The organism is Amycolatopsis sp. NPDC098790 (genome assembly GCF_044759945.1).
In the GTDB taxonomy this organism is placed as follows: domain Bacteria; phylum Actinomycetota; class Actinomycetes; order Mycobacteriales; family Pseudonocardiaceae; genus Amycolatopsis.
The window spans coordinates 2,343,121-2,357,240 of the sequence record NZ_JBIWAI010000001.1 but is presented as its reverse complement, the minus strand read 5'-3'; the positions used below and the strand labels follow the sequence as shown (position 1 = coordinate 2,357,240).

At 70.1% G+C, this 14,120-nt stretch carries 13 protein-coding genes; all 13 read right to left on the bottom strand.

Going from position 1 to position 14,120, the window contains the following annotated elements:
* Positions 1-38 precede the first annotated feature (38 nt).
* Positions 39-830: a hypothetical protein gene (locus ACIQWX_RS11855; protein ID WP_400868487.1), complete on the bottom strand. Its 792-nt coding sequence runs from the start codon at positions 828-830 to the stop codon at positions 39-41.
* Positions 831-980: 150 nt separating this feature from the next.
* Positions 981-2,699, bottom strand: a complete 1,719-nt coding sequence (locus ACIQWX_RS11850) for a S8 family serine peptidase (RefSeq protein WP_400868485.1) — start codon at positions 2,697-2,699, stop codon at positions 981-983.
* A gap of 73 nt (positions 2,700-2,772) precedes the next feature.
* Positions 2,773-3,771, bottom strand: a complete 999-nt coding sequence (locus ACIQWX_RS11845; RefSeq protein WP_400868483.1) for an ABC transporter ATP-binding protein — start codon at positions 3,769-3,771, stop codon at positions 2,773-2,775.
* Positions 3,764-4,759: an ABC transporter ATP-binding protein gene (locus tag ACIQWX_RS11840; RefSeq protein WP_400868481.1), complete on the bottom strand. Its 996-nt coding sequence runs from the start codon at positions 4,757-4,759 to the stop codon at positions 3,764-3,766. The genes ACIQWX_RS11845 and ACIQWX_RS11840 overlap by 8 nt, the downstream gene beginning before the upstream one ends.
* Positions 4,760-4,765: 6 nt before the next feature.
* Positions 4,766-5,719, bottom strand: coding sequence for an ABC transporter permease (locus tag ACIQWX_RS11835; RefSeq protein ID WP_400868479.1), 954 nt, complete (start codon positions 5,717-5,719; stop codon positions 4,766-4,768).
* Entirely contained in the window at positions 5,712-6,641 is a 930-nt protein-coding gene (locus ACIQWX_RS11830) for an ABC transporter permease (protein WP_400868477.1), read from the bottom strand. The genes ACIQWX_RS11835 and ACIQWX_RS11830 overlap by 8 nt, the downstream gene beginning before the upstream one ends.
* A gap of 99 nt (positions 6,642-6,740) precedes the next feature.
* Positions 6,741-8,366, bottom strand: a complete 1,626-nt coding sequence (locus tag ACIQWX_RS11825; RefSeq protein WP_400868475.1) for an ABC transporter substrate-binding protein — start codon at positions 8,364-8,366, stop codon at positions 6,741-6,743.
* A gap of 468 nt (positions 8,367-8,834) precedes the next feature.
* Positions 8,835-9,788 (bottom strand): exopolyphosphatase, encoded by a 954-nt coding sequence (locus tag ACIQWX_RS11820; RefSeq protein ID WP_400868473.1) that lies wholly within the window; start codon positions 9,786-9,788, stop codon positions 8,835-8,837.
* A 9-nt stretch (positions 9,789-9,797) separates the two neighbouring features.
* Complete coding sequence (locus tag ACIQWX_RS11815) at positions 9,798-10,973, bottom strand: lytic transglycosylase domain-containing protein (protein ID WP_400868471.1); 1,176 nt, start codon at positions 10,971-10,973, stop codon at positions 9,798-9,800.
* Positions 10,974-11,114: 141 nt separating this feature from the next.
* Complete coding sequence (locus ACIQWX_RS11810; protein WP_400868469.1) at positions 11,115-11,624, bottom strand: DUF501 domain-containing protein; 510 nt, start codon at positions 11,622-11,624, stop codon at positions 11,115-11,117.
* A 15-nt stretch (positions 11,625-11,639) separates the two neighbouring features.
* Positions 11,640-12,002: a septum formation initiator family protein gene (locus ACIQWX_RS11805; RefSeq protein ID WP_400868467.1), complete on the bottom strand. Its 363-nt coding sequence runs from the start codon at positions 12,000-12,002 to the stop codon at positions 11,640-11,642.
* Between the two features lie 253 nt (positions 12,003-12,255).
* Complete coding sequence (gene eno / locus ACIQWX_RS11800) at positions 12,256-13,542, bottom strand: phosphopyruvate hydratase (RefSeq protein WP_086865093.1); 1,287 nt, start codon at positions 13,540-13,542, stop codon at positions 12,256-12,258.
* A 60-nt stretch (positions 13,543-13,602) separates the two neighbouring features.
* On the bottom strand, positions 13,603-14,061 hold the full coding sequence (locus ACIQWX_RS11795) for a VOC family protein (RefSeq protein WP_400868464.1): 459 nt from the start codon (positions 14,059-14,061) through the stop codon (positions 13,603-13,605).
* Positions 14,062-14,120: the final 59 nt, after the last annotated feature.

Sequence of the window (14,120 nt, the reverse complement as noted above, 5' to 3'; positions counted from 1 at the left end):
CCCTGTCCCGTCGTACACGCGCGAAGCACCGGTGAGGTTTACCGGCCGTAGAAGCCCGGCGGCAGCTCGCGGCGGCGCGTCACCAGCCAGCCGGTCAGCTGCGTGCCCAGTGCCACCACGGCGTACGCGACCGCCGTCCACTCGAGCCAGCCGGGCAGCCCGGCACCCATCGTCACGGGCAGCGCCGCGATGGCGAACACCGCCGACGGTGCGTGGCGGTAGGCGTCGTGGGCCCGGAGCAGGGCGTCGACCGCCCGCGAGGCGGCGTCCTCCGCGATGACCGGGGCCCGCAGGATCCGCCCGACGACCGCGACGGTGACTCCGGCACCCGCGGCCAGCGCGGCGGTCTGGGCGAAGGCGTCGACGCCCGGGGCGAGCACGATCATCGCCGCGCACAGGGCAGCGCCCCCGGCGAAGGTGATCGCGGTGGCGGTCAGGAACCACCCGCCCAGCTGCCGCACGGCGTCCCGCGGTGCGGGCGGGGTGCCGGTGCCCGCCCAGCGCTCGGCGACCTCTTCCCGGCGACGGCCCTCCCGCGAGCGGATCGCCAGCACGACGGCGAACGCGATGAAGAGCAGCCCCAGCCGGCCGGGCACCTCCCGCAGGATGCTGCTCACGAAGAGCACGAGGACGTAGCCGGCCCCGAACCACGGCGACACCGTCCGGGCGGCCCACTCCCGGGAGCCGAGCCTCAGCGAGAGCAGCCGGGTCGGCAGCCACACCCGCACCCCCCGCCGGGCGAGCCACGCCCGCGCGGCGGCCACCTCCCCGGCCGTCGGCTCCCCCGGCAACCACGGACCGACCGGCAGCGCCGGTTCACGCACGTCCACCCGAAACCTCCCCCTCGTCCCGTCGGACACGCGCGAGGTCCGGGAAAGGTTGCTCAGGCGCGCCCGAAGAACCGTTCGGCGGCGGGAAAGCACCCTCGCACGCCGAACGGCCCACCCCCGGCTGGAGGTGGGCCGTCCGTTGCGGAATCCCTACTTCAAGTACTGCGAACCGCGCGTCACCGCCGCGTACGCGTCCACCGCGCCGTTCCCGTAGAAGCCGTTGAACGACGGGTCTCCCACGCACGTCGCCGTGAACTCCGGGCCGCGGCCCTCGTCCACGTAGTCCACCGTGCGCGGGACCGGGCACGCGATCTCCGACGCCGTGCCCTCGAGCACGCGCTGGACCTTGTCCGGGTCCAGGCCGAACTCGCCGTGGGACTTCTTGCCGTACTGCGAAACGATGAGCGCCGAGACGCCCGTCGCGTGCGGCGTCGCCATCGACGTGCCCTGCAGCCACTGGTAGTAGCCGACCCGGCCGTCGGCCGCCGTCGCCTTCTGGATGCCCAGTTCGACGCCGTCCGGGGTCACGTTGCCGTTCGCGTCGATGTTGCCGGCGGCCACACCCACGTTCTTCGGGTACGTCGAGAGGATCTCGTTCTCGAGCGTGCGGAACCACGGCGTGCCGAATCCGTCGCGGAAGTAGCCGCCCGGCCCGGAAACCGAGATCTGCTCGGTGCCGTAGTTCGAGTAGTCCGCCTTCGCCTGCGACGGCCCGAACGCGCCGACGCCGATCGTGTGGTTGCCCTCGACCGGCAGGTTCAGGCACGAGGCGTTGTCGATCGTGCGCGGGTGCGTCGAGTTGGCCGGGTAGTCCGGGCTCGTGGTGTCCGGCTGCGGCGCGCCGAGGTCGGTGTGCTGGTTGCCCAGCGCGACCACCATCGTGACGCCCTTGCGGTGCGCGTAGTTCAGCGCGCGCTGGGTCGCCTCGATGATCGTGCGCTGCTCGGCCTGCTCGGCGGCCGAGTCGGCCGGGTTCGCCGCGCAGTTGTACAGCCACGGGTCGGTGTAGAACGACATGTTGACGACGTCGATGCCCGCGTCGCCGGCGTAGGTCAGCGCGTCGACGGTCGGCTGCAGGAAGAAGTAGCCCGAGTCCTGGCCGGCGCGGATGTTCACCAGCGTCACGTTCGGCGCGACGCCCGAGACGCCGAAGCCGTTGGCCGCGGCGGCGATGGTGCCGGCGACGTGCGTGCCGTGGCCGCCGTCGTCGTGGTTCACCGGGTCGACGCAGCCGCGGAACTCGCACGCGCCGTCGACCTCGACACCGTTGGCGTCGAACGGGATGTCCTTGGTGAAGTTGCGCGAGTCGGCCGCGTCGAAGTTCGGCGCGATGTCCGGGTGCGTGCCGTCGATGCCGGTGTCGATGACGCCGACCTTGACCTGCTTGCTGCCCGCCTGCTTGGTGCGCGAGAGGTCGGAGCGGACGGACTTGAGGCCCCAGAGCTGATCGTCCAGCGGGTCCATCCCGACCGCGGCGGCCTTCTTCGCCGAAGACGCGGTGCGGCGGCCTTCCTTTTCGACGTTGTCGTTCTTGACCTTCTTGCCGTTCTTCGGCAGCGAGCCGATGACCTGCGACTTGGCCGCGCCGAACACGGCCCGGTTCGCCGAGACGCGCTCGGTGAACCCGGTGGCCGGGGCGCTGGCCTTGATGAGACCGACGGCGGTGTTGGTCTCCAGCACGGTGCCGCCGGCGGCCTTGATGGCCTGCTGGGTCGCGCCGATGCTCCGGACGTCCTTGGCGAGCACGGTGAACTCGGTCGCCGGGCCGGACAGCGCGGGCTGCGCCGACGCGACCGGGACCGCGACGGCCGAGATCGCCCCGAACAGCGGGACGGCCACGGCCGCGGCGAGAAGCCTGGGTCTCTTCACGATTCTCCTCCTCGGGAAAGCGGTTCCTGCACCGTATAGACCGGACATTGCGCGTACAACGGCCAAACGTACGTTATGGAACAACCGACTTCTGCTCCGCGAAGTGACAAGCTGACAAGTGGCCGTCCGTCCTGGGCACCAGCTCCGGGACTTCGGTGGCGCACTTGTCCTGCGCCTTCCAGCAGCGCGTGCGGAACCGGCACCCGGACGGGGGATCCAGGGGGCTCGGCACGTCGCCGGTCAGCCGGATCACCTGCCGCTGCCCGCGCACGGCCGGGTCGGCCACCGGCACCGCCGACAGCAGCGCCTGGGTGTACGGGTGGGACGGTCGTTCGTAGATCTCTTCGTCCGTCCCGATCTCGACGATCTTGCCGAGGTACATCACCGCGACCCGGTTGGACAGGTGCCGCACCACGGACAGGTCGTGCGCGATGAACACGTACGACAGCCCGAACTCGGTCTGCAGGTCGCCGAGCAGGTTCATCACCTGCGCCTGGATCGAGACGTCCAATGCGGACACGGGCTCGTCGCAGATGATCACCTTGGGCCGCAACGCCAATGCCCGCGCGATGCCGATGCGCTGGCGCTGCCCGCCGGAGAACTGGTGCGGGTAGCGGTTGAGGTGCTCGGGGTTGAGGCCGACGACCTCCAGCAGCTCCTGCACCTTCGTCGCGCGCGACCCCTTCGGCGCCACCTCGGAGTGGATCTCGAAGGGCTCGCCGACGATGTCGCCGACGGTCATCCGCGGGTTCAGCGACGTGTACGGGTCCTGCAGCACGATCTGGATCTCGCGCCGCAGCTTGCGCAGCTCGTTGCCACGCATGGAAAAGATGTCGCGGCCTTCGAACTTCGCCGTGCCACCGGTGGGTTCTTCGAGACGCATCAGCACCTGGGCCAAAGTGGACTTGCCGCAGCCGGACTCGCCGACAACGCCGAGCGTCTCGCCCGGCATGAGGTCGAACGAGACGCCGTCGACGGCCTTGACCTGGCCGATCGTGCGCTTGAACAGGACGCCGGTGCGCACCGGGAAGTACTTCTGGAGTTCCGCGACGGACAGAATGGGTTCAGGCACGGGAGTTCACCACCTCTTCGGCGAAGTGGCACGCGCTGGTCCGGCCGAAGCCGATGCCGTGCGGCGGCGGGACTTCCTCGCTGCACCGCGCTTCCGCCCGCTTGCACCGCGGGTGGAACGGGCAGCCCGGCGGGATGTCCAGGAGGCTCGGCGGCAGGCCCTTGATGGTTTCCAGCGTCTGTCCTTTGAGGTCGAGCCGGGGCAGGGAGTCCATCAGCGCGGCGGTGTACGGGTGGGCCGGCGCGCGGAACAGCTCGACGACGTCGGCCTGTTCGACGATCCGGCCCGCGTACATCACCGCGATCCGGTCGGCGACCTCGGCGACCACGCCGAGGTCGTGTGTGATGAGCACGAGCCCCATCTTGCGTTCGGCCTGGATCTCGGCCAGGAGGTCCATGATCTGGGCCTGGACGGTGACGTCGAGCGCGGTGGTCGGCTCGTCGGCGATGAGCAGGTCCGGGTCGAGGGCCAGGGACATCGCGATCATCGCGCGCTGGCGCATGCCGCCGGAGAACTGGTGCGGGTAGTCCTTGATCCGCCGCTCGGCGGCCGGGATGCGGACGATGTCGAGCAGCTCGATCGCGCGCTTGCGCGCGTCCTTTTTGGACATGCCGAGCCGGACGCGCAGCTGTTCTTCGATCTGGAAGCCCACGGTGAACACGGGGTTCAGCGCGGAGAGGGCGTCCTGGAAGATCATCGCGATCTCGCTGCCACGGACTTCGCGACGGCGTTCGTCGGACGCGGTGAGCAGGTCCTCGCCGCGCCAGCGGACGGCACCGGCGGTGATCACGCCCGGTGGCATGTCGAGGATCCCCATCACCGTCTGGGCGGTGACGCTCTTCCCGGACCCGGATTCGCCCAGCACGGCCAGGGTTTCGCCGGCGTGCACCGAATAGCCGACGCCGTTGAGCACGTTGGCCACGCCGTCGGAGGTGCGGAACTCGACGTGCAGATCCTCTACTTCGAGCAGGAGTTCGTTGTCGGACAAGGGGATCTACCTCGACTTCGGATCGAGCGCGTCGCGGATGCCGTCACCCAGCATCACGAAGGCCAGCACGGTCAGGGTGACGAAGGCGCCGGGGAACAGCAGCATGTGCGGGTCCACCCGGAAGTAGTCCCGCGAGTCGCTGATCATCACGCCCCACGAGATCACCGGCGGGCGCACGCCGATGCCGAGGTAGGCGAGCGTCGCCTCGGCGCCGATGAACGCGCCGAGCGCGATGGTGGCGTACACCAGCACCGGCGCGAGGGTGTTCGGCAGCAGGTGCCGGAAGATGATCCGCGGGGTGCTCGCGCCGAGACCGCGCGCGGCCTTGACGTAGTCGAGCTGCTTGGCCACCAGCGTCGCCGACCGCATGATGCGCATGGCCACCGGCCAGCTCAGCACGGCGATGGAGCAGACCACCTGGACGATGATGGTGACCGCGCCGGGGTTCGAGCCCGGCGCGTTGAACGTCGTCAGGATGACGATCGCGCCGAGCACGAACGGCAGGCCCGCGAAGATGTCGCCGAAGCGCGACAGGACGCTGTCGACGAACCGCCCGTAGTAGCCGGCGAAGATGCCGATGAGCGATCCGAAGAGGACGGTCAGCAGGGTCGCGAACACCCCGACCAGCAGGGACGCGCGGGCGCCGTAGATGGTGCGCGCGTAGACGTCGTAACCCTGGTTGTCGTAGCCGAACCAGGCGTCCGCGGACGGGCCTTCGTTGGCGTGGGTGAGGTCGCTGAACCCCGCTTCCCGCGAGCTGAACAGGCCGGGCGCGATCGCGATCAGCACGATGACCAGGATGATCACGGCCGACGCGACGAAGGCCGGCTTGCGCCGCAGCTGGCGCCACGCGTCGCTCCACAGGCTGCGGGGCTTCTGCGGGCCGGTGCCGGAGTCGTCGATGCGGGACAGCTCGGCCGCGTCGGCACCGCCGCCGCCCACCAGGTTCGGGTCAGTCATAGCGGATCCTCGGGTCGAGAACGGCGTACAGCAGGTCGACGATCAGGCTCATCAGCAGGTACACCAGCACCAGCAGGACGACGACGCCGACGACGGTCGCGCTCTCCCGGTTCTGGATGCCGCGGAAGATGAGCCCGCCGAGGCCGTTGATGTTGAACACGCCTTCGGTGACGATCGCGCCGCCCATCAGGGCACCGAGGTCGGTGCCGAGGAACGTGAGCACCGGGATCACCGAGTTGCGCAGCAGGTGGACGCCGACGACGCGGCTCTGCGGCTGGCCCTTCGCGATCGCCGTCCGGACGTAGTCGGCGCGGCGGTTTTCGGCGATGCTCGTTCTCGCCAGCCGGGCCACGTAGGCCATGGACAGGCTGCCGAGCGCGATGCCGGGCACGATGAGCTCGCCGACACTCGGGTCGTCGGAGACGCTGGCCTCGATCAGGCCGAGCCCGTTGCTGCCCAGCGCGAGCTGCAGCACGATCGCCGTGACGAACACCGGCAGCGAGATCAGGAACGTCGTCGAGACGAGGACCAGGTTGTCGAGGAAACCCTTGCCGCGCAGGCCGGTCAGCACGCCGGCGGTGAGCCCGATGAGGGCCTCGATGACCACGGCGATCACGGCCAGGCGCAACGTGATCGGGTACGACGTGGCGATCAGCTCGCCGACCGAGGTGCCGTTGAAGGTTTCGCCCCAGTCGCCGGTGAACAGGCTCCCGAGGTACTTGAAGTACTGGACGAAGAGGTTGTCGTCGAGGTGGAACTTCTCCGTCATCTGGGCGATGTACGCCTGCGGGCAGGCGGTCTGGCCGCACTTGCCGGAGAACGGGTCGCCGGGCACGGCCCAGACGAGGACGTAGATGAGGAAGGTGGTGCCGAAGAAAACGGGGATCAGCTGGAGCAGCCGTCGCAGGACATAACGGGTCATGACGTTCCTAGTGCGCGCCGGCCGTCGTGAGCGGGAAACAGTGTTCTAACCCTGTTTCCCGCTCACGACGGCGTGTGGTGGGTGCGGTCGGTCAGCGCGTCACTTCTTCAGGACCTCGATGGACGGGTAGTCCGGCATGCGGCGGAAGTCCAGCGCCGCGGACTTGAGGTTCTTCGACTTCGCCGCGACGCCCTTCTCGTCCCACGTCGGGATCGACGGCAGGTCCTTCGCGATCAGGTCCTCGGCCTGCTGGTACAGCTTGACCGCGGCGTCCTTGTCGGCGGTGGCGTCCGCCTGCGCGAGGAGCGCGTCGACCTGCGGGTTCGAGTACGACGAGTCGTTCGAGGAGCCGCCGGTCTTGTAGATCGGGTTGAGGAAGTCCTCGATGGACGGGTAGTCCGCCGACCAGTCCGAGCGGCCCATGCCGGTCAGCTTCTTGCCGGTGACGATGCTGCGCCACTGGCCGAAGTCGGTGGCCGGCACGAAGTCGCACTCGACGCCGAGGGTGTTCTTGATGCTGTTGCACGCCGCGACCAGCGGTTCCTTGCGGCCGCCGTCCGCGTTGGACGCGATGGTCAGCTTGCCCTTGAAGCCGGACTTCGCGAAGGCTTCCTTGGCCGCCGCCGGGTCGAACTTGCAGAACTGGCAGACGCCGGAGCGCGCACCGGTGATGCCCTGGGCGACGTACCCGTCGAGCGGCACGTAGGTGTCGTTCATGACGGTCTTGGTGATCTGCGCGCGGTCGATCGACATCGAGATCGCCTTGCGCAGCTCGAGGTTGTCGTAGCCCGGCACGTAGTACGGCACGGCGATGGTGCTGACGCCGAGCAGGTGGCCGGTGACGAGCCGGTCGCCGAGGTCGGCCTTGTACTTGCCGCCCGCGACCGCCGACGGCGGCAGCGCCTCCATGAAGTCGAGCCGCCCGCTCAGCAGGTCCTGGTAGGCGGTCTCCTGGCTGGAGTAGATCTTGATGTCGAGGTTTTTGAAGTGGACCTTGTCCTCACCCTTGTAGTCGTCGTTGCGGGTGAGCTTGATGTCCTGGTTCGGCGTCCGCGAGACGAACTTCAGCGGGCCGTTGCCGATCGGGTGCTGCTCGAAGGCCTTGGGGTCCTTGAAGAACGAGTCGGGCAGCGGCGCGAACGCCTGGTAGCCGATCTTGATGTCGAACACCGAGAACGGCGAGGTCAGCGTCACCTGGAACTCGTAGTCGCCCTTGGCGACCAGGCCCGACATCTTGTCCGTGGCCGGCTTGGCGTTCTCGTCCGCGGGGTGCACGTCGGCGTAGCCCTGGATGTTCGAGAAGAAGTCCGTGTTGAGCTGGCCGTTCGGCGCGTAGGCACCGTAGTTCCAGGCGTCGATGAAGTTGTGCGCCTTCACCTCGGTGCCGTCGTGGAACTTCCAGCCCTGCTTGATCTTGATGTCGTAGACCTTGGAGTCGGTCGTGGTGATCGAGTCCGCCATCAGGTTGAACGGCTTGGCGTCCGCGCCCTTGAAGCCGACCAGCGTGGCGAACATCGGCTGGAGCGCCTTGGTGCCGCCGAGGTCGTTGATGTTGGTCGGGACCAGCGCGTTCTGCGGCTCGGTGCCGTAGACGCTGACCGTGCCGTCCGGGTCCGTCTCGCCGGCGCCCGCGGAGCTGCCCGAGCCGCCACCGCACGCGGTGAGCGCGAGCGCCAGCGAGGTCATCACCACCGTGGGTCCCCAGAGCCTGCGCGAACGACGCATGTCCCCTCCATCTCCGTCTGTCCGAAAGGTGAGACGCACGCTAGCGGGGGCGGTGAAGGTGATCACAGGACTGCGGTGTTGCAAATGTGTGACGGTCGTCGGGACCACCTGGTTGGAGCACAACCAACGTAGGAATCCGGATACTCCGGACGGCCTAGCGCGGACAGGTGGTCATCGCCCGCTCACCCACGGTTCCCTTGTGGCGCAAGTCTTTTGGGGTGGCCGAACGGTCGGTCAGGCACTTCGCACCCGCCGGATGAGATGAAAGGGTCGTTCATGTCGTCCGGCGACATGAACGACCCTTTCATGACGTGGGTGGCGGTCGGTCAAGCCGCGGAGAGGGCGAAGGTCGGCCGGGTGCCGGACCACGGCGGTGCCAGGCCACGCGCCGCGCACCGCCATCGATGCCCGGCCTGGTCGGCGCCACGGGACCGCCCACAAAGGCGTCCCGCGAACGCGCCCGGTCGGTCAGGCCAGGGAGAGGGCGATGCCGTCCAGGATGTCGTGCTCGCTGACGACCAGCTCGGTCGGGCCGCCGCGGGCCGCCAACTGCTCGGCCAGGGTCTGGACCACCACCGCGCCGCCGCCGATCACGTCCACCCGGCCCGGGTGGATCACCGGGTTGGCCGCTCGCTGCGCGTGGTTCTCCGACAGCAGGCGCGACGCCAGCCGGTCGATGTCCGCCGGGCCCAAAGTGGACAGGTGGACCCGCTCGCTGTCGTACTCCGGCAGCCCCAGCGCGATCGCCGACAGCGTCGTCACCGTGCCGGCGACGCCGACCCAGGTGCGAGCGCGGGCGACGTCGACCACGTCGAACGCCTCCGTCAGCACCTTGCCGGCCAGGTCGCGGGCGGCGGCGATCTCCTCCGCGGCCGGCGGGTCGCTCTTCAGCGCGCGCTCGGTGATGCGGACGCAGCCGATGTCGACCGACTTCGCCGCGAGCACCTCGGCCTTGCGGCCGTCCCACGTGCCGAGGACCAGCTCGGTCGAGCCGCCGCCGACGTCGGACACCACGAACGGGCCGTCGTCCGGGTCCTGCTCGCCCACCGCGCCGGTGAAGGACAGCCGCGCCTCCTCGTCGCCGGTGATCACCTCGGCCTCGACGCCCAGGGTCTCGCGGGTCATCCGGAAGAAGTCGTCGCGGTTCTTCGCGTCGCGGGTCGCGGACGTGGCGACCATGCGCACCTTCTCGACGCCCTTGCGCCGCGCGGCGATCGTGTAGTCGGCGAGCGCGGCGCGCGTGCGTTCGATCGCCTCGGGAGCCAGCTGCCCGGTGGCGTCGACGCCCTGGCCGAGCCGGACGATCCGCATCTCGCGGTGCAGGTCGCGGAGGTCGACCGTGCCGTCGTGACGCGGCGTCAGCTCGGCGACGAGCAGGCGGATGGAGTTGGTCCCACAGTCGATCGCGGCAACACGAGGCATGCGATCACCCTAACCGGCGGGTGGCGGCCCCACGGTCGTGGTCGTCGTGGTCGTGGTCACCGAGGTGACCGTCCCGCACGTCGGGGGCGGCGGCGTGGTCGTCGGGTTCGGCGTGGTCTCGCCGGTTCCGGTCGTCGTCGGGGACGGCGGCGGGGTGGTCGTCGTCGACGTTTCGGTCGTGGTCGTGACCGTCGTGGTCGGCGGCGTGCAGGCCGGCTTCGACGTGGTCGGGCCGGTCGAAGTCGAGCCCGGAACGCTTGGCGTAGTCGTGGGCGCCGGCGGCGTGGTCGTCGGGACCGGAGGCGGCGGGACGGCCGGCGGTGCCGGGAGCGCCGCCGCGTTCGGCGCGCCGACCGGGACCGTGCTGTCCGGCACCTGCATGATCCCGTTCCGGTACGCCTCGGCCCACAGGATCACGGTGTTCACGTACGTGTCCGAGTTGTTGTACCGGTAGATCGCGCCGCGCAGCTGGTCCGGGTTCGACAGGTCGAAGCCGCCGGAGCAGAGGTACCGGCCGGTCGCCAGCGCCGCGTCGAAGATGTTGTTCGGGTCGGACTTGCCGTCGCCGTTGCCGTCGGACGCGTAGCCCTTCCACGTCGCCGGGATGAACTGCGTCGGCCCGACCGCGCGGTCCCACACCGGGTCCGTGTCGAGCAGGCCCTGGTCGGTGTCCGGGATCGCGGCGAACCCGCCCTGGCCGTTGAGCTGCGGGCCGAGGATCGGTTCGCGGGTGGTACCCGCACTGTCCACATAGCCGCCGCGCGCGTGGTTGGACTCGATCCGGCCGATGCTCGCGATCAGGGCCCAGTCGATGTGGCACGCGGGCAGCTCGCGGCCCAGGATGTCGGCGGCGTTCTTGTACGCGGCGAGCGCGGTGGCCGGGATGCCGAGGGGGCCGTCGGGGAGCTCGTACGCCGGAAGCGGCAGCGGGGTGGGCGCGCCGGGGAGGGTGCCGTCGACGGCGATCTGCTGGAGGGCGGCGTTGCCGGGGTCGTAGCCCTGGCTCAGGGCGGCGTCGCGGGTGTGGTCACCGGTGCCGCCGAGCCAGCCGAGGGTGCCGCCACCGGCCGCCAGCGCCGGGATCACCGCGAGGATGCCGGTGATCAGGGGGAACGCGGTGCGGTGGCGGAGCCCGAATCTTCGGGCGTGACTCCCGACTGCGTCAGGCAGCCGCCACACGCGCATGTCTCAGAGCCCTCCTGGCCGGATCGGTCACCACGCCCGGGTGACAGCCTGCCGTACCCGACGCGAGGTTTCACCCCTTCGAGAGAACCGAATGGGGTTTTCGCTCACCCAGACCAGTTATCTGTTCACAAGCCGCGAGCGTTACGCGGCGCAGTCCCCCGAGGGCCACCCGTTCGACTTAAGGAGCTCGAGCGTCTCGTCACCGAACGGGTTCACGCCGGGACCGACCGCGAGCGAGTGGGCGACGTGCACGTGCAGGCACTTGACGCGGCCGGGCATGCCCCCGGCGGTGACCTGGTGGCCGAGCGGCTCGATCGCGTCGCGCTCGGCGAGGTAGGTCTCGTGGCAGCGCTGGTACTGGGCGGCCAGCTCGGGATCGGTGGTCAGCCGCTCGGTCATTTCCTTCATCAGCCCGGACGCCTCGATGGTGCCGATCATCGAGTTCAGCTTCGGGCAGGTCAGGTAGTAGAGCGTCGGGAACGGCGTGCCGTTCTCCAGCCGCGGGCTGGTCTGCACCACGGACGGGTGGCCGCTGGGGCACCGCGCGGCAACGGCCCGCAACGCCCGCGGCGGCCGTCCGAGCTGCTCCGCGATGGTCTCGCGGTCGGCGTCGGTGACGGGCTCGAACCGGTGCTGCTGCGTGCTGTTCACGCGGTCAAGGTTAGTTCAGCCGCCGGAGACCTGGTTCCACAGGTTCTCGTACCAGGAGCCCGCCGCGGCCGGCTGCTGTCCCTGCTGCGGTGCCGCGTCCGGGGCCTTGTCCTCCGGCAGCTGCACGATGTAAGGCGTCTCGCCCGGCTTGACGTACCGCAGCCGCCGCCGGGCCTCCGCCTCGATCTGCGCCGGGTCGCTCAGCTCCGCCTTGCGGCCCTGGAGCTCGGCGACCGTCTGCTGCAGCTGGGCCTGCTGCGCCTGCTGCTCGCGGATCTCGGTCCGCTGGGCGAGGTACGTGCGCAGGGGCACGGCGATGGTGAACGCCAGCGCGCACACCACGATCGCCACCACCGCCGCGCGGCGGGTGGTGGACATGCCGAGCACCTTCGCCGCACCGGACGCGCGCTTCGCCGCCAGGCTCCGGCGCAGCCGGGCCCGGGTCGTGTCCGCGTCGCCGGTGCGGCGCCGCGCCGCTGTCGTGCCGTCGGCGGTCCGGGGTGGCCGGGAACCGGGGCTCCCGGCGCGCGCGGCCTCCGGGCGGCGGGCACGCGAAGCCCCGCCGGCCCGCGAGGCCCCGCCGCCTCCGCGACGACCGCGCGTCGTCCTGCCCCGATCCGCCATCGCAGGTTCAGCCCTCGGCGCTGAACCGCGGGAAGGCCAGCTCGCCGGCGTACCGGGCGGCGTCACCGAGGGTCTCCTCGATGCGCAGCAGCTGGTTGTACTTGGCGATCCGCTCGCCGCGGGCCGGGGCACCGGTCTTGATCTGGCCGACGCCGGTGGCGACCGCCAGGTCCGCGATGAACGTGTCCTCGGTCTCGCCCGAGCGGTGGCTCATCATCGACTTGTAGCCGAACGACGTCGCCAGCGAGATCGCGTCGAGCGTCTCCGACAGCGTGCCGATCTGGTTGACCTTCACCAGCAGCGCGTTCGCGGCGCGGCGGGTGATGCCCTCCTCGAGGCGGTCCGGGTTGGTGACGAACAGGTCGTCGCCGACGATCTGGACCTTCTCGCCGACCTCGGCGGTCAGGGTGACCCAGCCGTCCCAGTCGTCCTCGCTCAGCGGGTCCTCGATGGACACGAGCGGGTAGTCGCGCAGCAGTTCGGCGTAGTAGGCCGACATCTGCTCCGCGCTCTTCTTGCTGCCTTCGAAGGTGTACGCGCCGTCGGCGAAGAACTCCGTCGCGGCGACGTCGAGGGCGAGCGCGACGTCGCGGCCCGGGGTGTAGCCGGCCTTCTCGATGGCCTGCAGGATCAGATCGAGCGCCTCGCGGTTGTTCGCCAGGTTCGGCGCGAAGCCGCCCTCGTCGCCCAGACCGGTCGAAAGGCCGCGGCCCTTCAGGACCGACTTCAGCGAGTGGTAGACCTCGGCGCCCCAGCGCAGGGCCTCGCGGAAGGTCTCCGCGCCGATCGGCGCGATCATGAACTCCTGCACGTCGACGTTGCTGTCCGCGTGCGAACCACCGTTGAGGATGTTCAGCATCGGCACCGGCAGCACGTGCGCGTTCGGGCCGCCCAGGTAGCGGAACAGCTCCAGCTCGGCCGACTCCGCGGCGGCCTTCGCGACGGCCAGCGAGACGCCGAGGATGGCGTTCGCGCCGAGGCGGGACTTCGCCGGCGTGCCGTCGAGGTCGACCAGCTTCTGGTCGACGATCCGCTGGTCGACGGCCTCGATGCCGACCATCTCCGGGCCGATCTCGTCGAGCACCGCGGCGACCGCGCGCTCGACGCCCTTGCCGTTGTAGCGGCCGGTGTCGCCGTCCCGCAGCTCGACCGCTTCGTGCTCACCGGTCGACGCACCCGACGGGACCGCGGCCCGCGCCAGCGTGCCGTCGTCGAGGGCCACCTCCACCTCGACCGTCGGGTTGCCACGCGAGTCCAGAATCTCGCGCGCGCCTACCTGCTCGATGAGAGCCACGCCATGCTCCTCGGTGCGTCTTGCCTGCGATTACGCGCCCAGCCTAGCCGTCATGGCTGTTCACCCGTTGGAGGACTCACCGCCGCGGACGGCCTGCCAGCCCGGCGGCAGCTCGACGGTCTCGGACGTCTGCTGCCAGAACGTCCAGCTGTTGCCCCCGAGATCGGCGACGGTGAACACGCGGGCGCCGTAGGGCTGGTCCTGCGGCGGGTCGAGCTCGCCTTCGTCGCCGAGTGCCGTCTCGACGCGTTCGTAGACGTCGTCGACATCGTCGACGTAGAGGATGTTGAGCTGGCCGACCGGCCCGTCGACGCCCTTGGCCTGCCAGTAGTCCGGACCGACGCCGGCGATCTGGATCCGCGCCTCACCCGCGCGCAGCGTCGCCTGGAACACCTCGCCGGCGCCGTCGCAGAACCGGACTTCCTCGGTGAACCCGAAGACCCTGGTCAGCCAGGCGAGCGCCTCGGTGGCGTCGGCGTAGTAGAGGTAGGGCGCCAGGCCCCGGTACGGGCTGCTCATGGCGGCACAGTCCATCACGTCCCGATCGGCGGCGTGTGCAACCCCCTCTTCCGAGGTAA